This window comes from Clostridium sp. UBA7339 (assembly GCF_002470865.1).
Taxonomy (GTDB): Bacteria; Bacillota; Clostridia; order Clostridiales; family Clostridiaceae; genus Clostridium_J; species Clostridium_J sulfidigenes.
Map to the genome: position 1 here is coordinate 38,413 of NZ_DKPI01000005.1, position 22,436 is coordinate 60,848.

Here is a 22,436-nt window from a genome sequence, read left to right on the forward strand (position 1 = left end):
CATAAGCTTATTAGCTTATGGGACTTTTTCATTAGTATCACAGTGAAGCTATTTCAACATACAAAAGTTTCGTATTTCGAATTAAATATATTGAAATAAAAGGTAATTTCTTGTATTATATATGTGTAGTAGAAAATTAATTATTTCTAAAATTATAGGGGAGATTTATAATTTAGGGGGGGAAATATGGATAAAATTAAAGAACTATTAAAGTATGCAAAGAAATATAAGAAACGATATTTTATAGGGATATTTTTTCTTATACTAGTAGACTTTTTACAACTTGTTCCACCAAAAATTCTAGGTTTTTTAACAGATAGTTTTGCCTTAGGAAGTGCTAATAAAATTACTTTAGTTAAATCTATAGTATATATATTAGTTATAGCATCTGTTATAGCTATTGGAAGATTTATGTGGAGAATATATGTAAATGGTACTTCACGAAAAATAGAGTACGATATAAGAAGTAAATTTTTTAAGCATCTACAAGGGTTATCTTCTAATTTTTACAATGAAAGAAAAACTGGAGATTTAATGGCTTTAGCAACAAATGACTTGAATGCTGTAAGAATGGCACTAGGTCCCGGCGTTATTATGTTTTTTGATGCAGTAGTGTTGACTATTGCCACTATTGTTATTATGCTAACTATTAATGTACCACTTACCCTGTTATCATTAATCCCACTTCCTTTTGTAGCATTTGTATCTCAGAAATTTGGAAAAAGAATACACAGAAAATTCACAAAAGTACAAAGATGCTTTTCAAAACTTACAGATATAGTTCAAGAAAATTTTTCAGGGATTAGAATAGTTAAATCTTTTGTTCAAGAGGAAAGGGAATATGAAAAGTTCATAGAAGAGAATGATAAAAATTTTCAAGTAAATATGGAATTTATAAGAATTTGGGGAGTATTCTTTCCTTTGATAGAATTTATTTCATCCTTAAGCTTTGCATTACTAATAGTAGTGGGGGGAACTTTTGTAGTTTTGGGAAAAATATCTCTTGGGGACTTTGTGGCCTTTAACATGTATCTTGGAAACTTAGTTTGGCCAATGATGGCTATAGGACAAGTAATTAATAATTTACAAAGAGGATTTGCATCCCTTGAAAGAATAGAAGAAGTCTTAAATACAAAACCTGATATAGTAGATTGTTGTACATCATATGTGGATAAATTACAAGGTGATATAGTTATAAAGGATTTAACTTTTAGCTATAATAATACAACAACACCAGCTCTTAAGAATATAAATTTAAGAGTAAAGCAAGGAGAAACTCTTGGGATTCTGGGTAAGACTGGAAGCAGTAAAAGTACTCTTATAAGTTTATTGCTTAAACTCTATAATGTGGAAGACGGAAAGATTTTTATAGGGGATAAAGATATAAATAGAATATCTTTAAATAGTCTTAGAACTAATATTGGGTTTGTATCACAGGATCCTTTTTTGTTTTCCACTAGCTTAGCTGAAAATATAGGACTTGCATTTCATGAAGTAGGCATTGAAAAAATACATGATGCAACTAAAAAGGCAGATATTTATGATAATATAATAGACTTTCCAAAGCAGTTTGAAACTATGGTAGGAGAAAGAGGAACAACTCTTTCAGGAGGTCAAAAACAAAGATGTTCTATAGCTAGAGCTCTTATTAAAGATCCTGATATCCTAATTTTAGATGATTGTTTATCAGCAGTAGATGCAAAAACTGAGGCTATAATTCTTGAAAATTTAAAAGATGTAATGAAGAAGAAAACTTCTATTATAGTATCTCATAGAATTTCAGCAATTAAAGATGCTCATAATATCATAGTTCTAGAACAAGGAGAAATTGTTCAAGAAGGAACACATGAAGAGCTTAAAAATATGCCAGGAATTTATAAAGATATATATGAAAAACAACAGATTGAGCAAGAAATTATGGAAGAGGAGGAGATATAATTATGGAAAACTTTAATCAGGAAGATGAAGTATTAGATAAGCAATATGACTCCCTTTTGATGAAAAGGCTCTTAAAATTTGCATTGCCATACAAAGGCTTAATGGGAATAGTAGTAATTATAATGTTTTTAGTGGTGTGCTTAGATTTGTCTGTTCCCTTCATAATAAAAAATGTTATAGATAATAATATTAATCCTTTAAGTGGAAAATATTCTATTATAGAAGAAGCTGAAAATAGTTCCATAGCCATAGGAGATAAATATGTAGTAAGGGGAGAAAGAGATGGAGCAATAAGCGCTTCAATAGTATATGATGAGAATAATGAACCCTATGTTATAGAGGGTGAACCGAGGAAAAACACAGCCTATGAAATATCAGGTGAAAAATTTTTTCAAGATAACAATGAATTTAAAGCTCATGAAATAACTATAAAAGATATAAAAGTATTAAGAACTAATGATTTAGATTTGATAAAGTGGAGTGCTATTATAATATTGCTAATTTATATAGTAATATTTATACTAAACTATATTCAAATTTATTTGTTACAGTATACTGGTCAAAAGATTATATATAATATAAGAGCTGCAATATTTAAGCATGTAGAGAGTTTATCATTATCTTTCTTTGATAAGAGTCCAGTTGGAAGATTAGTAACTAGAATTACAAATGATGTAGAAACCTTAAATGAAATGTACACATCTGTTTTAGTATATTTAATCAAAGATTTATTTCTTGTTAGTGGCATTGTAATTGCTATGTTTCTATTAGATATAAAATTAGGAATAGTATCAATTATAACCCTTCCATTAGTAGTTGCTTTAACCTTTATATTTAGAAAATATGATAGAGAAGCTTATAGGAAAGTAAGAACTAGATTATCTAGAATTAACTCTAATTTATCTGAAAATATAAGTGGTATGAAGACTGTGCAGATATTTGGAGTTGAAAGTAAGAAGTATAGTGAATTTGATGAAATTAATACATCATATTCCATAGCTGCAATGGAACAAATTAAAGTATTTGCTATATTTAGACCACTTATTGATATGACTTATCAATTAGCTCTATGCATATTAATTTGGGTTGGTGGTACAGCAGTTCTAAATTTAACAATAGAATTTGGAGTGTTATATGCATTTGTAATATATATACAAAAACTATTTCAACCAATATTTGATTTATCTGAGAAATTTGATATACTTCAGTCTTCTATGGCTTCCTCAGAGCGTATATTTATGTTATTAGATAATGATTCTATAATTAAAAACCCAAAGGAGCCTAAACATATAGGACGTGCTCAAGGAGATATTGAATTTAAAAATGTTTGGTTTGCCTACAATGATGAAGATTGGGTATTAAAAGATGTAAGCTTTAGAATTAGAAAAGGTGAAACGGTAGCCTTTGTTGGAGCAACGGGAGCAGGAAAAACCTCAATAATAAGTCTCATAACTAGACTTTATGATATTCAAAAGGGCGAAATCCTGATAGATGGAGTTAGTATTAAAGAAATGTCTAAGGACGAACTTAGAAAAAATGTAGCTACAGTGCTTCAAGATGTATTTTTATTTGCTGGTGATATAAAAGGAAATGTAAGATTAAATAATGAGAATATAACAGATGAAGAGATTGTAAAAGCATGTAAATATGTAAATGCAAATATATTTATTGAAAAGTTACCAGATAAATATAATGCTGAGGTTAATGAGAGAGGAACAACCTTTTCTCAAGGTGAGAGACAACTGATTGCATTTGCTAGAGCATTAGCTTTTAATCCGCCAATTTTAGTTTTAGATGAAGCTACAGCTAACATAGATACTGAAACAGAAAGTTTAATTCAAGATGCTCTAAATAAATTAACTAAAGGACGAACTACTATAGTAGTAGCACATAGATTGTCAACTATTAAAAATGCAGATAAAATTATTGTAATGCACAGGGGTAGGATACGTGAAATTGGAAGTCATTCAGAACTATTAGAGAAAAAAGGGCTTTATAGCAATTTGTATAAATTACAATATGCAGGACAATAATTAAAGTAGGTAAATAAAAATTAAACGTAAAGGCTAGCTTGTGTGGGCTAGCTTTTACGTTAATGTGTAAAGATTAATTAATAAAGATTTAGGGACTAAAGAAACAAAATTTATATATTTAAATAACTTATTCCATCTAAAGGAATTAACATCTGTGGTGTTGGGAAATTAGTAACTAAACCAATCAAATAAAGAGTATAGTATTTATCTGATTTTAGATTTATATTGGGAACATATAACATATCAATATCTGTATTAGCTAATTTTAATAGCATAGTATATCTACCAATAGGTAGTTCAATATAATTTCTTATGTCCTTAAAGTTTACATTTTTATAAAGTACAGTACCATTAGAAAGAACTACATCTACAGGTGGAATGTTTTCAATAAACTGAGCAATTCTAATTTTAGATTTACCATCAGTTGTAGAGGTTAACGGAGTTTCATCCACAGGGTATAAGCTTAACATTCTTCTTTGCATGTAAGCTACAATAGTAGTTACACTTTTGGGTGCTATAAAAATATCAACATCTGCCAAGGGAAAATCAGTATTATTAGCTCTATACACCTTTATGTTATAAGTTCCAGAAGGGAGTTTAATATAGGTTGTAAAATCTCTATACTCAAGATCAGGTATTGTTAGTTTATCATTTACATAAATATCTATATCAGGGGCTCTAGCTGCAATGTGAGCAACCCTAACATAGGCTGACATATTATCTTCAGAATTCATCATGTCATCTACTCTTGTAGGAATATTAAAGGGAACATTAATATATTGCATTATATACCTCATATAAAAATATTATCAAATATAGTATATGAAATATAATTAGGGAATGTTACAAAAGGGGATTCAATATAAAATCTAGTATATAATTATCCATAAATACCTTCATAATTACATACTAGATTTCTATTGGTTTTTATTATTTAAAACATATCTTTTTTTCTAAGATAGTAGGTAACGGCTAAAGTTATTAATCCTACAATTATACACATATACAGAAATCCATCAGAGGCGTTGAAAAAAGGTATTCCACCTACATTCATACCTAAAAGACCTGATATTAAAGTTGGAATAGAAATAACTATAGTTACAGATGTTAAGTATTTCATAACTTGGTTTTGATTATTAGAAATTATAGAAGCAAATACATCCATAGTACCAGTGAGGACATCACTATATATACTACACATTTCTATAGCTTGACGATTTTCTATCATAACATCATCTAAAATATCTCTATCCTCATCATATTTTGTAAGGATTTCCTGCTTTAAAAGTTTTTCTAAGGTTAAATCATTAGATTTCAAAGATGTAGAGAAATATACTAAGGACTTTTGAAGAGCAAATAATTGAATTAATTCTCTGTTTTTTAAAGATTTATAAAGGGTTTTTTCAACCAAAAGACTCTTTCTATTTATTTGTCTTAGGTATAATAAATAGTAATTTGATGCTCTATATAATATTTGAAGCATAAATCTGACCTTCTTAAAAGTATAAAATGAAGAGATTTTTTCAATGGTAAAATCTGATAATACAGGACTATTTTTAAGACATACAGTTATAATTACGCTTTCGGTATATATTATTGCTAGTGGATATGTATCGTAAGTTAATGAATTATCATCCATTTCAGTGAATGGAATATCTATAATTACAAGAGTAGTATTATTCTCAAATTCTATTCTTGAACCTTCTTCTTCATCTAATGCAGCTCTTATAAAATCTTGAGGAATATTAAGTTTTTGTGTAATTAAAAGAACTTCTTCATCGGATGGATTAATCATACTAATCCAAGAGCCATGTTCTATAGAATCGATTTCTGTGAGACGGCCCGAGGTATCACTTTTAAATATTGTAATCAATGTTATCACCTCATATAATAAAACTCATGAATATATTTTAACACTATATTTCTAATTGACAACTGTATATTTAAAAGTAATAATTATTATAGTACAAATAATTTAATTTATAATCATAATTTTGAAAAGTTAGAATTATAATATTAATATTAATGTTGTTATTGAAAATATAAATTTATGATAATATTAAATTATTGTATTTGTAGGAGGTCTTTTATGGCAATAGAAGAATTGCTATTCATAGCCTTAGCAGTTTCATTAGATGCTTTTGGTATTGCAATAGCTATTGGCTTAAATAGAGGTGCTAAGGCAAGACAAAAGTTTTCTTTTGCAATTTCTTTTGGATTTTTCCAATTTTTGTTTTCTATTTTAGGAGGATTTGGTGGTAAAATATTTACAGAGAATATTGCTTCCGTCCCTGCAGTTATGGGGGGAATAGTTATTGCAATAGTTGGTATACTTATGATAAAGGAAGGTATGATAGAAAAAGAAGAAAGTATTGTCATAACCTTTAAAATGTACTTCATTTTAGGGATATCTGTGAGCATTGATGCAATAGTAATTGGATTTATTGCTTTCTCAAGGATAGAAAGTATGGTAACCTTAACACTCTTTACTGCTATTGTTGGTATGATAACATTTTTTATGAGCATATTAGCATTTATAATAGCAAAGTATCTAAGAAAAATCCATATATTAAGAAAATATGCTGATTATATAGGAGGCATAATTTTGATATTATTTGGATTAAAGATGATTTTCTTTTAAGGAAAGGATGATTAAAATGATAGAAACATTAAAAAACTTAAAAAGCTTTGAGGCAATCAAATTTTTTAAAGAGATGAATGAAATACCAAGAGGTTCAGGAAATGAAAAGGCTGTTAGCGATTGGTTAGTTAAGTTTGCCAAGGACAGAAATTTAGAAGTTATACAAGATGAAGCACTAAATGTTATTATTAAGAAGCCAGCTACTAGTGGTTATGAAAATGCTCCAACAGTGATTTTACAAGGGCATATGGATATGGTTTGTGAAAAAAATCAAGGAACTGAACATGACTTTGAAAAAGATCCAATAGAATTTATTATAGACGGTGATTTTATAAAGGCTAATGGAACTACATTAGGAGCGGATAATGGTATTGCAGTAGCTTATGCTCTTGCAATTCTTGATAATAAAACAACAGCTCACCCTCCTATAGAAGTATTGATTACTACTGAAGAAGAAACAGGAATGGGTGGAGCTACAAATTTAAATCCAGAACATTTAAATGGAAGAATACTAATAAATATAGACTCTGAAGAAGAAGGAGTACTATTAGTAAGTTGTGCAGGAGGAGTTAGACTTAAGTTCTCTGTGCCAACAAATTATGAAAATATAGAAGGAAACTATAGTTCATTAGCTATTAAAATAAGAGGACTTAAAGGCGGACACTCTGGTATGGAAATTAAGAAAGAAAGAGGAAATGCCAATAAAATGATGGGTAGATTCTTAATGGATCTTAATTCAGTTGTAGACTTTAAACTAGCATCTTTAAATGGAGGAGCTAAAATGAATGCTATTCCAAGAGAAGCAGATGCTATTATAGCTGTAAGACTAGAAGATATAGTTAAAGTTGAAGGAAAAGTAAAAGAATGGTCATCTATATTTATAAATGAATTACAAGGTATAGATGATGATTTGAAATTAACCTATGAAATTACTAAGTCTGTAGATAAAGTATTCTGCGATGATACTAGACAGAAAGTAATAAGAACATTATTCTTATTACCAAATGGAGTTCAAACTATGAGTATGGCAATACCAGGGTTAGTACAGAGTTCTACCAATGTAGGTGTGGTAACTACTACTAGTGAAGCTGTAGAATTTGACAATGCAGTTAGAAGTTCAGTAGCTTCTTTAAAAAAATCAATTGTAGATCGAATGACAGTACTTGCAGAAATAATGAATTGTGTTATAGAACTTGAATCAGATTATCCTGAGTGGCAGTATAATCCAGATTCTAAAGTTAGAACTGTATTTGAACAAGTTTACGAAAATAAATTTGGTAATAAAGCAGAGATATCTGCAATTCATGCAGGACTTGAATGTGGATTAATTGGAGATAAATTTAATGGGAATATAGATCAGATTTCCTTTGGGCCAAATATTTTTGATGTTCACACACCGGATGAGCATGTAAGTATTTCTTCACTAGATAGAATGTATGATTACTTATTAAGTGTATTAGCAGAAATAAGATAGGAAGAACAAATGCTCCCCTTAAGGTAACGATAAATATTATCTTAAGGGGAGTTGTTTATTGTTGTATATTTATGGTTACTAAGGTATACTAAAATAGTTGTGTTTATGGGAAAAATCAATTGTTATTAGGAGAAATTTCAGATAGTTTCCATTTGCCAGACTTATGTTTTACCAAGTGAAGATTATAAGTCGTGGTTTTATATGGGCTTTTTCCTTCTATACCATTTACTTCTGCAATACATATATTACCATCTGAAAACTTAATGTTAAAGTCTTCTAAGGAATATAATTTATATTTATTAAAAATACCAGAAGTGGAATATTTTTTTATAGCATAATCTAAATTTTTACATTTAAAGTTAGTGTAACTAAAAATAATTATATAAATAGTAATTATAATAATTAAAGATATGAGGGAAAGAGTTTTGAATTTTTTAAGATTTTTTACAAGATTCATAATTCACACTCCTTTAAGGATATAATCAATTATAGCATTTAAAGTAATTTATGTAAATAAATTACAGAATATTAGGAGGGTATGATAATGGAATTTTCTGCTATTGTATTAATGGAAAAGGATAAAGAGACAAAATTTTTTACAAGAGAGCTTGGAAGCTATGAGGTTAATGAAGGTGCAGAATATATTACTAAACTATTTTATGATGGCAAAAAGGTAAATTTATATTTTGATACCAATAAAGATGTAGAGGAATGGGAATTTTCAGCCATATATGATTTGTTCGATGATGAAAGTTTAACTGATTTGGTTGACTCTATAGAAATTTATGATGAGGAATTTAATCCCACATGGATTGTTACCTTTGATTATGATGAAGATCATAATGTGCTAAATAATAGATTAAACAATGTATGTACAAGAATTAAGGAAGCTTTAGAAAAAGTTTTTATTGATATAGAAGGAAAATGTGAGGAATATCAATAGTACATAATTGGGGGAGAATCATGAGATTAGAACATATATGTAGAGTTAATGAATCAGATATACTTGGTAAACATGTATATGGTGATGATGGAAGAATATTGTTAAAAGCTGGTATGAGTCTTAACAGTGTATACATAAAAAGACTTGAAGAGCTAGGAGTATATTATGTTTATCTTGAGGATGAACGATTAGAAGATATCGACGTAGTAGATGAGAAGCTAATAATACTAAAACAAGCCACTATTAAAAGTTTAAAGAACATATCAAGGGGTATAGGAAGTATAGTCGGTTCATGTGGAGATGAATATTTAGAAAATATGGATCAGTTATTGAATTATATAATGGAAATTGAAGATGTGAATAAGTGTTTAAATGATGTAAAAACTCATGATAACTACACATTTTTGCATAGTATAAATACTGGAATCATGTCAGTGTTTTTAGGAATGAGCCTTGGAATGAAAAAGTGGGCAGTGCGAGATTTGGGTATATGTGGAATGTTGCATGATGTAGGAAAAATAAAAGTGCCTGCAGGTATAATTAATAAAAATGGGAAGCTTTCTGATGAGGAGTTTGAAATCATGAAGAAACACCCAATTTATGGTGGAGAAATATTGAGTAAAAATTATAAAATTCCAGCTAGTGCAATTGAAGGAGTGGAGCAGCATCATGAAAAAATTAATGGAAAAGGATATCCCTATGGATTGCAAGGGGATCAAATTTCAAGATTTGGTAAGATCGTAGGAATATGCGATGTATATGATGCGGTAACTAGTAATAGAAGCTATAGAAAAAAATTTGAGCCTAATCAAGCTTATGAGCTTATACTTTCTGGATCAGGAAGTCAGTTTGATGAAAAATTAGTACGCACATTTAAAGAAACATTTTCAGTATATCCATTAGGATGTTGTGTTAAACTTTCTAATGGAGTAGAAGGGTATGTTATAAGTCAGAACAAAGGGTTCCCCGATAGGCCTATAATAAGAGTACTATATGATCATGAAACTAGAAAACCAGTAAAATTTTATGAAATTAATTTGTTGGAAAAAATTAATTTAATTATCCAATGTGTAATTTAATAAATATATAGATTGAGGGATGTACTGTTTTTAATTATGCTGTATAATTGAGGTATGTCCTTTTGGTTTTGATATAGAAATTTGGCGTATATATATTTTACCCGATGACTACCAGCTCTAATACTTTCATCTTCTTCAAGGTGGGGGTAAGGAGTTGCTACGTCCTTGGATAAGGATGTCTATTCAGAGGGAGTAAAAACCCCATCTGAAACAAGAAACTCTGTTTCTATTATGATTAAAGTACAGTTGGAGGTAAAGTAAAATGAAGATATCTAATATAAAGATTTCAATAACAGAAAAAGATTTATACAGTATTGTTGTAGATGTATTAAGAGACTATGTACCCGTTGAAGGACTTAAAATTGACAAAATATTAGTAGATAAAAATATTAATGTAGTTGGAAGTTATAAGCATAAAGTATCTATTCCTTTTTCTGTTGATATATCTATAAACAAAGTTGAGAATAATAAACTATATTTAAGTATAGATAAAATTAATGTAAAAAGTCTTAAAATATTTAAAGGCATTGTAAATGTGGCATTAAAAGTAATTAGCTCAAAAGTAGCTAATTTTGGCATAGAGTTTACTGATGATACGATAATTATAGATTTATACAAGTTATGTAAAGTTATACCGATGGTTGATTTTAAATTAGAAGATTTATCTATAATCCCATATGGTCTTGAAGCAGAGGTTAGTAATTTTAATTTTAAAAATGAAAATGATAAATCTAATGATAAAAATGAAGAAAAAAAAGAAGAAGTGCCAATTTCCAGTGTAGAATCTAATAAAAAAAATTTAGATAATCATAAAGAGTATACTTATAGAAGGTTTAGAAAAGAATTTAAAGAAAGATTTTCTGCAAAATATGAAAAGATGTATCCCTATGTAGTGATGATACCAGATATAATTGCTTTATTTATGAGGTTATATAAGGACAAAAGAGTAGTAAAAGAGGTAAAGTTTAATATATCTATTGCTTTAGGATATCTTTTGTTTCCTTTAGATATATTACCAGATACATTACCTATTATAGGTAAGATTGATGATTTAGCAGTTACATTCTTTATACTTCAAAAGGTGCTTTGTGATATTCCAGAAGAAATAATTCTTGATAATTGGGAAGGCCAGAGCAATATTATAGAGGTTTCTAGAGAAGCTATGACTTTACTAAATGACAAGTTTGGAGCAAAAGAAATAAGAAAAATGGTAGATGTAGTAAGAATATCTATAAAAAAGTCTATAGTATTTTTTACTAAATAAATCTACGTTTAAGGTAGGGGTTATTATGGCAACTAAATATTATGCGATAAAAAAAGGAAGAGATTTTAATAATAATGTAGACGTTAATAATATTATTGTTAAAAGTTGGAGTGAGTGTCTTTCCTATGTAAAAGGAGCGAAAGGTGCTATATATAAGAGTTTTTTAACAGAAAAAGAGGCAAAAGATTATTTAGATAATAGTTCAGAATTAAAGAAAGGTGTGGACAACTATCCTTTAGATGTGCCTCATATATATGTTGATGGAAGCTATAACATATCTACAGAAGAGTTTGGATATGGGGTACTTGTGGTTGAAAAGGATATAATTACATATGTCAACTATGGTGGAGGCAAGAATAATCAGTGCAATCAAAGGCAAGTAAATGGAGAGCTGAAGGCTGCTATAAATGGTGTAAAATATGCATTAGATAATAACTATAGAGAAATAGTATTATTTTATGATTATGCTGGAGTCTGTCAACATGCAACAGGCGCATGGGAGAGAAATACAGTTTTATCAAAGGAATACTATGAAGTTATTAACAAGTTAAAAAAAGAAGGTAATATAAACATTATATTTGTTAAGGTAGATAGTCATACTAATGATTTATATAATGATATTGCAGATGAGTTGGCAAAAAGTGGTGCTGGGGTAGAATTTGATTCTGTAGTAGATAAAGCTGTTGAAAATAATACTTTAAGGGTTGCTACTAGTGACGTTAAAAATAAACTTTCTAAAATTATTAAGAAAAATATTAGTAACGTTATGTCTCTAGATGTTCATAGTAATATAGGAATTGAAGATAAATATCACATTACCAGAATAATAGAACACTTAAATAGTATAGATATAAATGAGAGAGAAAAATATTTAAAATGTGTACCTATAGAGGTTAAGGATAAAATTATATTAGAATTAATTCAAAACTTAAAATAAATTAATTATAGGCATATAAATTAGAAATATGTGCATCCTATAAACATACTTAAGATCTACTAATTATGAATAAGTAAATATTATTGTAACCTAAAATATTTATTTATATGGAAAATTCTATGGAATTCCAGGTGGATAAGTATACAATGAGAAGGGATGTGTATTTTATGAAAATGTTATTAAAGATTATGGTGTTGATAGCAAGTTTAGCCTTAGCTGTTAATTACGTAATGCCTTCAATGGATGGAAGAACTAAAAGAAAATTAAGGAAAAAGGCTAAGAGATTTCAACATAGAGCTGAAGATATGTTTAATAAAGCAATGGTTCCTTTAAGATAGCTAGAGCAGATTTTCTGCTCTAGTTATCTTTATTTTAAATAAAGTTTAATATAATACAATAAAAATGATTAAATTAACGCACATTTAATAAAAATTTAAGACATTTATTTTTGTGTATTTTGTTTGTTTATGATACAATATAGGGGTATAATTATCTGAAGTAATTAGGAAGCATTTGCTAAGAGAAGAGGATGAATTTATGGAAATTTTATCTTTAGGAGAAAAAATAAAAAAAAGGAGAAAGGAGCTTGATTTAACTCTAAAAAATCTGGCTGGAGATAGAATAACTGCTGGTCAAATAAGTTTAATTGAATCAGGTAAATCTAATCCTAGCATGGACTTGTTAGAATATTTAGCAGGTGCATTAAAAGTTTCGGTAGAACACCTTATGGAGACTGAAGAAACGCAAGCAGGCAAGATTTGTATATACTATCAAAATATCGCGGAATCTAATATATTAAATAATAATTTGGAGATAGCTTGGAAGGCATTAGAAGATTCATTTTTATATATTGAAAAATATGATCTTGAATTAAATATGGCAACTAATTTGTATTTAAAAGCCTTAATACATGAAAAGAAAAAAGAATATGATGAAGCTCAGGAGTTACTACTTTCAGCTAATAATATATATATTAAATATAATTGTAGTGACGAAATTATTAAAGTATTTATGCTTCTAGGCAAAATTACTCTTGAACTTGATGCATATCATTCTGCATATAGCTATTTTCAACAAGCAGAGAAGGTGTTTGAAGAAAGTGATGTATATAATGAAGTTGCTATGGGTAAGGTTTATTATTACATAAGCAAAACTCTTAATAAAATGGGAATTGATAAAGAAGCAATAGAGTATATGAAATATGCTGAAGAAAAACTTTTAAAACTAAAGGATTCGAGGAACTATGGAGAATCATTTATGAAGATTGGACAAGTAAGGTTTAAAGAGGGTAACTTAAACCAGGCTATTGCATACACTGAAAAAAGTTTGAATCTCTTTAGAACTAGACAACAAAGTATTTTAATTACAGATTTAATGTCAGGGTTAGGAGAAATGTTTTCAGAATATGGATATGTAGACAGGTCCTTTGAATATCTTTTAGATGCTAAAGCTATTAAAGAAAGGCTTTCTGAGGAATCTACTGTTAATACTTTAATGTTGATTTGTAATAACTATATAAAATTAAAAGATGAAATAAATGCAAAAAAGGTACTAGAACAGATAGTATCTAATATGCAAAATTTAAGTGTAACAGATTGTACTTTAATGTACAAGTACCATATTCTTAAATATAAAATTGAGTTACTAGAGAAGAAGTATGAAGAAGCAGAAAGAACTTTAATAGATGCTTTAAACTATACAGAAAAAATGAATTATCATAAGGAAAGTGCTGAAATTGCTATTGCCTTAGGAAAATTCTACATGGACTTAGGAAGAGAAGAAGAAGCTGGAAAATATTTAGATGAAGGGGTTAAGATTCTTGAAGAAACAAAATGCTTAACGGATTTTTAAAAATGGGGGATAACTATGGAAATATTATCGGCTGGAGAAAAAATAAAGAGGACCAGAATATATAAAGGTCTAACTTTAAAAGATATATGTGAAGATAAAATTTCCGTTTCTAAAATGAGTTGTATAGAAAACAATAAGGTTGATCCAGAAGATTGGATTCTAGAAATTATTGTAGATAAGCTTGGATTAGATATGGAGTATTTAAAACATGGTGTAAGAGAACAGATAGAAGCAAATATTGAAAAATTTAATTCTATGACGCCATTAATTTCTTTAGAAGATGTACTATACAATGTAGATTATGCAGAAAAGTATCACTATTACGATTTGAGTTGTAAACTATTTCAAATACTATTTGAATACTATTTGAATCACGGTATGTCAGCAGAATTAAGTACTACTATACCTAGATATTATAATTCTTGTCAAAAGTCTAAAGATGAAATTTTACATATTAATTATTATATGTATATAGCAAAATATTTATATACTAATGGTGAATGCTCTCAAGCGGGTAGTTATATATCAACAGTAAGGAAGAAACTTATTGAATTAGATAAAAAAGACTCAGTAGAATATATAAAGGCAACTTATAATCAAGTAGTAATTTATATAATGTGTAATAATATAATTAAAGCAAAAAAAGTTAGTGAAGATTTAAAGGAAATACTTTCATTTAATAAAAATGAGTATGTAAATGCAGAAATATATAAAGTGCTAGCTATTATAGAAATTTATTTAGGTGGCGATGAAGTTAAATACTATGAAGAGCAAGCTTTAAAAAGATATGATAACTTGCTAGATAAAAAAGCAAGAGCGTATTATGATCTTGCAAAAGCTATGTTTGAAAATGGAATTAAAGACGAGGCTTTAGACTATGTAGAAAGGGCATTGAGTGAATATCCAAGAAGTGATAAAGAGCAGTTATGTGAATTTTTAATTGATGGGGTTAAAAGTTTGATAGAGTATGGTTACTACGATTTAGTGTTAAACTATATAGAAGAAGTCCTAGATTTATCTATTGAACTAGAGCTTGTTCCCATAATGGAAAAAGCATACTACTATAAAGCCATGATATTCGAAAGGAAGAAGAATTATATAATGGCTGAGACGTATATGATGCTTTCTTTAGATGCTCTGATGAAATATGGAACTAAGAGTGAAATATGTAAAAGGTATATGAAGATAGGTACCATGTATCATGATATGGGAAATGTTAATGATTCAATAAAATATTTTAGTTTGGCCTTTAAGATGGATAAAAGTTTTTATTAGTTAGTAATTTTATTTATCAGGATTTAATATGAAAATAGGTTGTTGCAAAATGATTTTTAATCACTTTGAAACAACCTATTTTTATTTTATAAATCTTTTTATAATATGATCTTTAGCTTTAATTTCGAAGGAATCATTTAAAGGGGAAAGTTCAACTTCATCATACTTATTTTTTATGGCTAAAGATAAAAGTCTATCTGTAAGCTCGGGGTTTTTAGATAGTAGGCTTCCATGAAAATAAGTGCAGAAAGTATTTTTATAAACACAACCTTCTTTTTTATCTTCACCATTGTTACCGAATCCGTATTTCACTATACCAAGAGGTTTTAAATCACCAATGTAAGTTTTACCTGAATGATTTTCAAATCCTACGTAGGTTTCATTAAAGAATTCATTATATATAATTGAATTGCCTATTAATCTTTCATTAGAAGCTTTGGTATAAATATCTAATATACCCAATCCTTCTAAAATCTCACCTGTAGAAGTTTCGTAGGTTTTTCCTAAAAGTTGATATCCTCCACATATGCATATAAATACTTTTCCAGATTCTATATAATCGGTAATCCCTTGTTTCTTAGTTTCTACTAAGTCTTTAGAAACTATGGACTGTTCATAATCTTGACCACCTCCGAAGAACACTATATCAAAATCTTCAGGGTTAAATGCATCACCTATTGATACGTTTCTTATTATAACATTTATTCCTCTTTTCTCAGCCCTATGTTTAAGAATTAGAATATTTCCAATATCACCATAAACATTCAATAAATCAGGATATAAATGACATATATTAATTTCCATAAACTCACCTTAACCTTACCAAATTTTATTTATATAGCCTTTACTGTGCAATAACTTTCTAAGATGTAACATAGCAGTATATGTAACAAGTACATATGTGGTTTCTGCTTCAGCACTTATTATATTATTTATAAGCTCATCATCGGATTCGCAGATTTTAAAGTTTTCTTCTTTAAGATTAGCAATCTTTAGTCTTACAGCCATATCATAAAGACGTATACCAGAGATTATAATATCATTTATTTCTAGTGAATTTAATTTTTCAAAATCTACATCCCATATCCATGAAACATCTGTACCATCGGCATAATTATCATTTAACATCAATACTAAATTTATAGGTTTATTATTAAGAAGCAAAGTGTTTATAGCTTGGTTATAACCAGCAGGATTTTTTACAAGAATTATTTTTACTTCTCTTCCATTTATATTTAGACTCTCTTGCCTTCCAAAAGTGCTCTTTTGGTTTTGTAAAGATGCTTTAATTGAAGTTGATTCTATACCCAATTCTAGTGTTACAGATAATGCGCAAATAGCATTATATATGTTATATTCTCCAGATTGATTTATAAAGTAACTTTCTTCATTAACAACAACTTCTGAGCCTTCGGTAGTTAAAGCTGCTACTTCATCAATATGATATTTAAGTTCAGGTCTTTCATACCCACAATTTGCACAAAAGTATTTTCCTAGATGATTGTAAGTAATAAATTCGTAACTATAAGGAGTCTTACAGAATTTACAGAACTTGCTGTCTGCATTTACATTTAAAACTGTATTTTCTTTAATAGGAACATTAAAGCCATAGTAAACTACAGGATTATTGGCATCAATTTTACCTAGTAGAGATTCATCGCCATTTAGAACAAGTAGAGATTGAGGAGATTTATGTATTCCTTCTAAAATTTTATTATAAGTAGTATGTACCTCTCCATATCTATCTAACTGATCTCTAAATAGATTAGTTACAGTAATTATTTCAGGTTTTATATATTCTGTTATGAATTTAAGGTAAGCCTCATCTACTTCGATAACTGCGTACATATCTTTATTCTTATTAGAAAATTTGAAATTAGAAATGAAAGACGCAACTATTCCAGTATTCATATTAGCTCCAGTATTATTTGTTATAGCATTTTTACCGGCTTTATTAAGAATATTATAAATCATGCTAGTGGTTGTAGTTTTACCGTTAGTACCTGTGATTAAAATTACTTTATAACCTTTAGCAACTGTTGATAATATACTTCTGTCTAAGGCTAAAGCGACTTTGCCGGGAAAGTTTGAACCCCCTTTGAATAATTTGGTACTTAATTTTAATATAATTTTTGAAGTGACTATAGCTATAAATGAATTTATCTTAATTTTTCACACATCCTTTAAATATTTCTCAGAGTTATTTTAATAAATTAATTTAAGTATTTATAAGTATATCAATTTTATATTATAACATATATCTACATTAATGACATCATTCTAAATTGAAAATGAAAGGATGATTTTAAATATTAATTTAGATTTAAAAAAATATTAAAAGTTAGCAAAATTCGATAAAAGTGATGTACTATATACCGTTACAATATTTAAAATGCAGTATAATGAAGTTCGACTTGCAATAATTCTGAATAAAATATGATTTAATAAAGAAAAATAAAATATTTGTTGCATTTTTATAAAAAAGTAGTATTATAATATTAGGAAATTAAAAAAATGTGTTACATTAATTCCTAGAAGATATTTGGGGGTAGTAAAATGGATTTTAACTTAAATAATTTAAAAATTAATACTAATAAGGAAATTTATAGAAATTTAAGCTATGCTGAGTTAGTTTCTCATGCTATTAAAAATGAAGAAGGAATTCTTGCTAATAGTGGAGCTTTTGTTGTAAAAACAGGAAAGTATACAGGAAGATCTCCTAAAGATAGATTTATCGTAAGACAAGAAAGTGTAAATGATTTAATTAACTGGGGAGAGGTTAACTTACCCATAGAAGAAGAAATTTTCAATAATTTATATTCACAAGTTATAGATTATTTATCTACTAAGAATTTATATGTATTTGATGGTTATGTTGGAGCAATGAAAGAGTATAGCATGAATATAAGAGTTGTCAATGAATTGGCATCACAAGCTCTAATGTCTAATCAATTATTTAGAAGATATGAAAAAGAACAATTAGAAAGTTTTAAACCTGAGTTTAATGTAATTGTAGCACCAGGTTTTAAAGCTAAAGGAAAAGAGGATGGAGTAAACTCTGAAGCCTTTATAATAATTAATTTTGAAAAGAAGATTGTTTTAATAGGTGGAAGTCAATATTCTGGAGAGATTAAGAAATCAATATTCTCTATAATGAACTTCTTATTACCTAAAAAGGGTGTATTCCCTATGCACTGTTCAGCTAATATCGGAGAAGATGGCGATACTGCTGTATTCTTTGGACTTTCTGGAACTGGAAAGACGACTTTATCTGCAGATCCGGATAGAAAATTAATTGGTGATGATGAACATGGTTGGTGTAATGAAGGTGTATTTAACTTTGAGGGTGGGTGCTATGCAAAAACTATCAAGTTAGATAAAGAAAAGGAAAGAGAAATTTATAACGCTTTAAAATTTGGTGCATTACTAGAAAATGTAGTTTTAGATGAGAGTAATAGACCAATGTTTGATGATGATTCATTAACTGAAAATACAAGAGGAGCATATCCTATAGATTTTATCGAAAATGTTGAAATAAGTGGAGTTGGTGGAAATCCTAATACAGTAGTATTCTTAACTGCAGATGCTTTTGGTGTAATACCACCAATATCTAAATTATCTAAAGAAGCTGCTATGTATCACTTTATGTCTGGATATACTAGTAAGCTAGCTGGTACAGAAAGAGGAATAACTAAACCAAAAGCTACATTCTCTGCTTGTTTTGGTGAACCTTTTATGCTTATGAAACCAGAAGTATATGCTAAACTATTAGGAGAAAGAATTATAAAAAATAATACAGAAGTATATCTTGTTAACACTGGATGGTCTGGTGGAGAATATGGTGTAGGTAAAAGAATGAATTTATCTTATACTAGAGCTATGGTTAAGGCTGCTATAGAAGGCAATTTAAGAAATGCTGAATTCGAAAAGGATGAAAACTTTAATGTTCTTATACCTAAAGAGGTTCCAAATGTACCATCTGAAATATTAAAACCTAAAAATACTTGGGAAGACAAAAAAGAGTATGATAAGAAAGTGTACGAGCTTGTTAAACAATTCCGTGAAAACTTTAAAAAATTTGATAGCGTAAGTGAAGATATATTGAAGGCAGCACCTGGATGTAATAAATAGTGATTATAAAGAAGAGAAACTCAGATTAAAATGAGTTTCTTTTCTTTATATAGAGATAGAATAATTTAAAGAATGAAAATTTGTCATGAAGTATAGAAAACTTTTATTTTATTGGAAAAAAGTTTATAATAGAATATAAATATAACAATATGCAGATGTAAAGGGGAGTAATGGGTTGAAAGCTAGAAAAAGAAAAAATATAGGATTAGGTGTTTTAGTTATAATATTAAGTGTTGTAGGATTTTGGATGTTTAGTCAAAGAGACAAAGAACATGATTATACTGCTAAAGTAGAAAAATGGGATAATTTATATTCAGGAAATAATATAAAGTTTTATTACATTGATAGTACTGTAGCGGAAATAGCTACCCTAAAAAGTAAATATAAAGTAGAGACTTTAGTTAGTGAAAATACTAGTGAAATTATGAAATGTGTAGATATAAACAAATGGTTAGATGAAAAAGGGGAAATAACCCTTTCAGATATGGATACTAACAAAGATGGAGAAGAGCTTTTAAAAATTCTAATGTCGGGTAAAAAAGTTTCACAAAAGGATTATAATACAGTGCTTCAAGAATTGTTATCTTCAATAGGTATAAAGGTTAGAGTTGGAGAATATAGATTAAATGGAAACTACTCTGTATTAGAAGTATGGGATTCTAATTTTAATAAGTGGATAATGTTTGATGTGGTTACAGGTGGATATTTTAAAGAGGGTGATGAACCTTTAAGTGCCATTGAGGTTTTAAAGAAAGATTTATCCCAGCTTAAGGTTAGCGGTAGTGAAGATGGAGTTTTAGATAAAAAGTCTATAAAGCTATTAAATAACCATCTAGGTACTTACAGTATAAGAATTGATAACAGTAAATATGAGGGATCTATAATAAACTCATATATAACATATGTAAAAGATGTTATGGATGCTCAATTAGAAACTTCTAAAGGTTATATTCCACCAACTATATTTGTAGATAATGAATCTTTATTTAATATTAATCCTTATGAAGAAAAAGTGAATAATGAGTTAGATAAAATTCCTACTATTATATTTGCGAAAACTAATGTAAAGGAAGATGATGATAACTATATAAAATTTACCTTAGGAGCATTTATGAATAGTTTAATGGTTGAGGAGTTTTATGTTAGAGTAAATAATGGAGATTTTATTAAGGTTGACACCTATTATAATTTATCTATAGAAAAAGGTGTTACAACTATAGAAATTTCATTAGACGGTACTAATCCCTTACGACAGGTGGTTATAAAGAAATAGAAGAAAGGGGAAAAGAGAAAACTAGGGACGTAGATTACATTACCTTTCCACAAGCTTTGTGTGCAGGAATATAATTGTTGATTTTTACAATTTTGAGGTAATAGTTACTTAACTTATATATAATATAAAAATAAAATAAATAAGTTAAGTATTTGTAAATATAAGACGTTTAAATGAATAATATAGGGATTATATAAATGTGTAATAAGCATTTATGTATTACAATTAAAATACTACACCATAAAAGTGCTGTATATTAACTTATTTGGTATGAATAATAAAGTGATATAATCTAAAAAGTATATCACTTTATTGATTTTTTACAATAGTCAGAAATTTGACATAATATATAAAGAAAATTATAATATAGCTAGTTATAAATTGATATTACCATTTGGCATGTGGAGGGTATGTATGAAAGAAATCAAACGTTATTTAGAGACAAGAGAAGGGGAATATAGTTTTTATTTTGCAGATTTAAAAAGCGATTATACTTATGGGTTTAATGAAGATCTTAAAATGGTAGCTGCTGGTTGTATTAAACTTCCTATTGCTATGGCAGTAATGAAAGAAGTGGAATCTACTAATATATTTTTAGATCAATTAGTAACAATAACAAATGATGATAAGGTTTCGGGATCTTTTGGTATTATACATGAATTAGAAGGTAGACAATATAGTATTAAAGAGTTAATAGTTGCAATGCTTATCCAAAGTGATAATACAGCAGCGTGTAAACTTATAAACACTATAGGCAAAGATAGGATAAACAGTATCATTCATGATATGGGGTTAACATCTACATTTATAAAAAAATATCCATCAGGTGAAAAAGAAGACTTCGATAATGAAAATATAACTACAAGCTATGATCTATGTAAAGGTTTAGCACTATTAAGCAAGGGGAAAGTGTTAAATGGAGAACATAGTAAATTTATCTTAGAAGTTATTAGGAGGAATCAATTAACCACAGGGATATCATTTTATTGGCCTAAAGATTTTAAAGTTAAAACGGCACATAAAGCAGGAAGTTTAGAAAAAATAGAAAATGATATTGTGTTATTAAATTTAGAAAAAGGTGATTTTGTATTTGTTGTTATGTCAAGAAATTTACCATCTAATGTTTATGGAGTTAGTTCTTTAGCAAGAGTTGGGAAAATGATGTTTGATATTATTGATAAGGATTGGAATTAATATAATATCTCTAAGTTGAAGAGCGTGGATTTTGTCCACGCTCTTCAACTTGATATTAAATTATTAAAATTTCGCAATGTAATTTTAAAGAAAAAGGCAAAGTTAAGTTTGATTTTTAAACTTATAATCATTAGAAATCAAGGAACACTGAAATCGTTGGTAACAATATTGCCTGGTGTATCAGTAATAGAATTATATAGCTATTATAAGGAAATAAAAGAAATATGTATTTCTTTTAACATAATGCGGTTATTATAAAAAAACAAGCTATCATATCATGATAAGATAAGTCTTGTCGCTGAGAGATGCGGCAGAAAACAACAAGAAATTAAGAGGAAAACTTCTTAAACAAATGTTGACAGATAAGAGATTATCTAGTAAAATAGTAAGAGTCGTCGGAAGT

General features: G+C 28.2%; 19 protein-coding genes. 14 read left to right on the forward strand and 5 right to left on the reverse strand.

Features of this window, described 5'->3' with window-relative positions; genetic code table 11:
* Window positions 1–186 precede the first annotated feature (186 nt).
* Both B2S02_RS03265 and B2S02_RS03270 read left to right on the forward strand, forming a co-directional pair.
* Window positions 187–1,938: an ABC transporter ATP-binding protein gene (locus B2S02_RS03265; RefSeq protein WP_346920298.1), complete on the forward strand. Its 1,752-nt coding sequence runs from the start codon at window positions 187–189 to the stop codon at window positions 1,936–1,938.
* A gap of 2 nt (window positions 1,939–1,940) precedes the next feature.
* Complete coding sequence (locus B2S02_RS03270; RefSeq protein ID WP_346920299.1) at window positions 1,941–3,971, forward strand: ABC transporter ATP-binding protein; 2,031 nt, start codon at window positions 1,941–1,943, stop codon at window positions 3,969–3,971.
* A gap of 110 nt (window positions 3,972–4,081) precedes the next feature.
* Here the strand turns inward: B2S02_RS03270 and B2S02_RS03275 are convergent, their stop codons facing one another.
* Together B2S02_RS03275 and B2S02_RS03280 are read right to left on the reverse strand one after the other, a co-directional pair.
* Window positions 4,082–4,756: a DUF4397 domain-containing protein gene (locus B2S02_RS03275; RefSeq protein ID WP_346920300.1), complete on the reverse strand. Its 675-nt coding sequence runs from the start codon at window positions 4,754–4,756 to the stop codon at window positions 4,082–4,084.
* Between the two features lie 149 nt (window positions 4,757–4,905).
* Window positions 4,906–5,844 (reverse strand): magnesium transporter CorA family protein, encoded by a 939-nt coding sequence (locus tag B2S02_RS03280; RefSeq protein ID WP_346920301.1) that lies wholly within the window; start codon window positions 5,842–5,844, stop codon window positions 4,906–4,908.
* A 216-nt stretch (window positions 5,845–6,060) separates the two neighbouring features.
* Between B2S02_RS03280 and B2S02_RS03285 the strand changes: the two genes are divergently transcribed.
* Window positions 6,061–6,612: a manganese efflux pump MntP family protein gene (locus B2S02_RS03285; RefSeq protein ID WP_035135592.1), complete on the forward strand. Its 552-nt coding sequence runs from the start codon at window positions 6,061–6,063 to the stop codon at window positions 6,610–6,612.
* 19 nt (window positions 6,613–6,631) lie between these two features.
* Window positions 6,632–8,086 carry an aminoacyl-histidine dipeptidase gene (locus B2S02_RS03290; RefSeq protein ID WP_414632886.1) on the forward strand — a complete coding sequence of 485 codons (1,455 nt, stop codon included), beginning with the start codon at window positions 6,632–6,634 and terminating at the stop codon, window positions 8,084–8,086.
* Between the two features lie 115 nt (window positions 8,087–8,201).
* Here the strand turns inward: B2S02_RS03290 and B2S02_RS03295 are convergent, their stop codons facing one another.
* A complete protein-coding gene (locus tag B2S02_RS03295; protein WP_346849219.1) occupies window positions 8,202–8,543 on the reverse strand; it encodes a hypothetical protein in 342 nt (113 codons plus the stop codon).
* Window positions 8,544–8,630: 87 nt separating this feature from the next.
* Here B2S02_RS03295 and B2S02_RS03300 point away from each other — a divergent pair, with 87 nt between their 5' ends.
* The 7 genes from B2S02_RS03300 to B2S02_RS03330 all read left to right on the forward strand — a co-directional run bounded on the left by B2S02_RS03300 (window position 8,631) and on the right by B2S02_RS03330 (window position 15,435).
* Window positions 8,631–9,029 (forward strand): DUF6762 family protein, encoded by a 399-nt coding sequence (locus B2S02_RS03300; RefSeq protein WP_346920303.1) that lies wholly within the window; start codon window positions 8,631–8,633, stop codon window positions 9,027–9,029.
* Between the two features lie 20 nt (window positions 9,030–9,049).
* Complete coding sequence (locus tag B2S02_RS03305) at window positions 9,050–10,108, forward strand: HD-GYP domain-containing protein (protein ID WP_346849217.1); 1,059 nt, start codon at window positions 9,050–9,052, stop codon at window positions 10,106–10,108.
* A 262-nt stretch (window positions 10,109–10,370) separates the two neighbouring features.
* Complete coding sequence (locus B2S02_RS03310) at window positions 10,371–11,372, forward strand: YkvA family protein (RefSeq protein ID WP_346849216.1); 1,002 nt, start codon at window positions 10,371–10,373, stop codon at window positions 11,370–11,372.
* A gap of 25 nt (window positions 11,373–11,397) precedes the next feature.
* Entirely contained in the window at window positions 11,398–12,309 is a 912-nt protein-coding gene (locus B2S02_RS03315) for a viroplasmin family protein (RefSeq protein WP_346849215.1), read from the forward strand.
* 167 nt (window positions 12,310–12,476) lie between these two features.
* Window positions 12,477–12,647 (forward strand): hypothetical protein, encoded by a 171-nt coding sequence (locus B2S02_RS03320; protein ID WP_156964390.1) that lies wholly within the window; start codon window positions 12,477–12,479, stop codon window positions 12,645–12,647.
* 199 nt (window positions 12,648–12,846) lie between these two features.
* Window positions 12,847–14,160, forward strand: coding sequence for a helix-turn-helix transcriptional regulator (locus tag B2S02_RS03325; RefSeq protein WP_346849214.1), 1,314 nt, complete (start codon window positions 12,847–12,849; stop codon window positions 14,158–14,160).
* A gap of 15 nt (window positions 14,161–14,175) precedes the next feature.
* Entirely contained in the window at window positions 14,176–15,435 is a 1,260-nt protein-coding gene (locus B2S02_RS03330; protein ID WP_346849213.1) for an XRE family transcriptional regulator, read from the forward strand.
* An 81-nt stretch (window positions 15,436–15,516) separates the two neighbouring features.
* Here B2S02_RS03330 and B2S02_RS03335 read toward each other — a convergent pair whose 3' ends face one another.
* Window positions 15,517–16,239: a type 1 glutamine amidotransferase gene (locus B2S02_RS03335; protein ID WP_346849212.1), complete on the reverse strand. Its 723-nt coding sequence runs from the start codon at window positions 16,237–16,239 to the stop codon at window positions 15,517–15,519.
* Window positions 16,240–16,254: 15 nt separating this feature from the next.
* Window positions 16,255–17,604, reverse strand: coding sequence for a Mur ligase family protein (locus B2S02_RS03340; protein ID WP_346891308.1), 1,350 nt, complete (start codon window positions 17,602–17,604; stop codon window positions 16,255–16,257).
* 387 nt (window positions 17,605–17,991) lie between these two features.
* On the opposite strand from B2S02_RS03340, the gene pckA reads away from it, so the two are divergent.
* The 3 genes from pckA (at window position 17,992) to B2S02_RS03355 (ending at window position 22,033) form a co-directional block, all read left to right on the forward strand.
* A complete protein-coding gene (pckA, locus tag B2S02_RS03345; RefSeq protein WP_346877813.1) occupies window positions 17,992–19,566 on the forward strand; it encodes a phosphoenolpyruvate carboxykinase (ATP) in 1,575 nt (524 codons plus the stop codon).
* A gap of 175 nt (window positions 19,567–19,741) precedes the next feature.
* A complete protein-coding gene (locus tag B2S02_RS03350; protein WP_346849210.1) occupies window positions 19,742–20,839 on the forward strand; it encodes a hypothetical protein in 1,098 nt (365 codons plus the stop codon).
* Window positions 20,840–21,253: 414 nt separating this feature from the next.
* Window positions 21,254–22,033 carry a serine hydrolase gene (locus B2S02_RS03355; RefSeq protein WP_346849209.1) on the forward strand — a complete coding sequence of 260 codons (780 nt, stop codon included), beginning with the start codon at window positions 21,254–21,256 and terminating at the stop codon, window positions 22,031–22,033.
* The last annotated feature ends 403 nt before the right edge of the window (window positions 22,034–22,436 follow it).

What these genes read in the sequence shown, in the direction of transcription:
- B2S02_RS03330 (WP_346849213.1), top strand. Translation starts at nt 14,176, where the DNA reads ATGGAAATATTATCGGCTGGAGAAAAAATAAAGAGGACCAGAATATAT.
- B2S02_RS03355 (WP_346849209.1), top strand. Translation starts at nt 21,254, where the DNA reads ATGAAAGAAATCAAACGTTATTTAGAGACAAGAGAAGGGGAATATAGT.
- B2S02_RS03325 (WP_346849214.1), top strand. Translation starts at nt 12,847, where the DNA reads ATGGAAATTTTATCTTTAGGAGAAAAAATAAAAAAAAGGAGAAAGGAG.
- B2S02_RS03335 (WP_346849212.1), bottom strand. Translation starts at nt 16,239, where the DNA reads ATGGAAATTAATATATGTCATTTATATCCTGATTTATTGAATGTTTAT.
- B2S02_RS03310 (WP_346849216.1), top strand. Translation starts at nt 10,371, where the DNA reads ATGAAGATATCTAATATAAAGATTTCAATAACAGAAAAAGATTTATAC.
- B2S02_RS03305 (WP_346849217.1), top strand. Translation starts at nt 9,050, where the DNA reads ATGAGATTAGAACATATATGTAGAGTTAATGAATCAGATATACTTGGT.
- B2S02_RS03265 (WP_346920298.1), top strand. Translation starts at nt 187, where the DNA reads ATGGATAAAATTAAAGAACTATTAAAGTATGCAAAGAAATATAAGAAA.
- B2S02_RS03270 (WP_346920299.1), top strand. Translation starts at nt 1,941, where the DNA reads ATGGAAAACTTTAATCAGGAAGATGAAGTATTAGATAAGCAATATGAC.
- pckA (WP_346877813.1), top strand. Translation starts at nt 17,992, where the DNA reads ATGGATTTTAACTTAAATAATTTAAAAATTAATACTAATAAGGAAATT.
- B2S02_RS03275 (WP_346920300.1), bottom strand. Translation starts at nt 4,756, where the DNA reads ATGCAATATATTAATGTTCCCTTTAATATTCCTACAAGAGTAGATGAC.
- B2S02_RS03315 (WP_346849215.1), top strand. Translation starts at nt 11,398, where the DNA reads ATGGCAACTAAATATTATGCGATAAAAAAAGGAAGAGATTTTAATAAT.
- B2S02_RS03300 (WP_346920303.1), top strand. Translation starts at nt 8,631, where the DNA reads ATGGAATTTTCTGCTATTGTATTAATGGAAAAGGATAAAGAGACAAAA.
- B2S02_RS03320 (WP_156964390.1), top strand. Translation starts at nt 12,477, where the DNA reads ATGAAAATGTTATTAAAGATTATGGTGTTGATAGCAAGTTTAGCCTTA.
- B2S02_RS03285 (WP_035135592.1), top strand. Translation starts at nt 6,061, where the DNA reads ATGGCAATAGAAGAATTGCTATTCATAGCCTTAGCAGTTTCATTAGAT.
- B2S02_RS03295 (WP_346849219.1), bottom strand. Translation starts at nt 8,543, where the DNA reads ATGAATCTTGTAAAAAATCTTAAAAAATTCAAAACTCTTTCCCTCATA.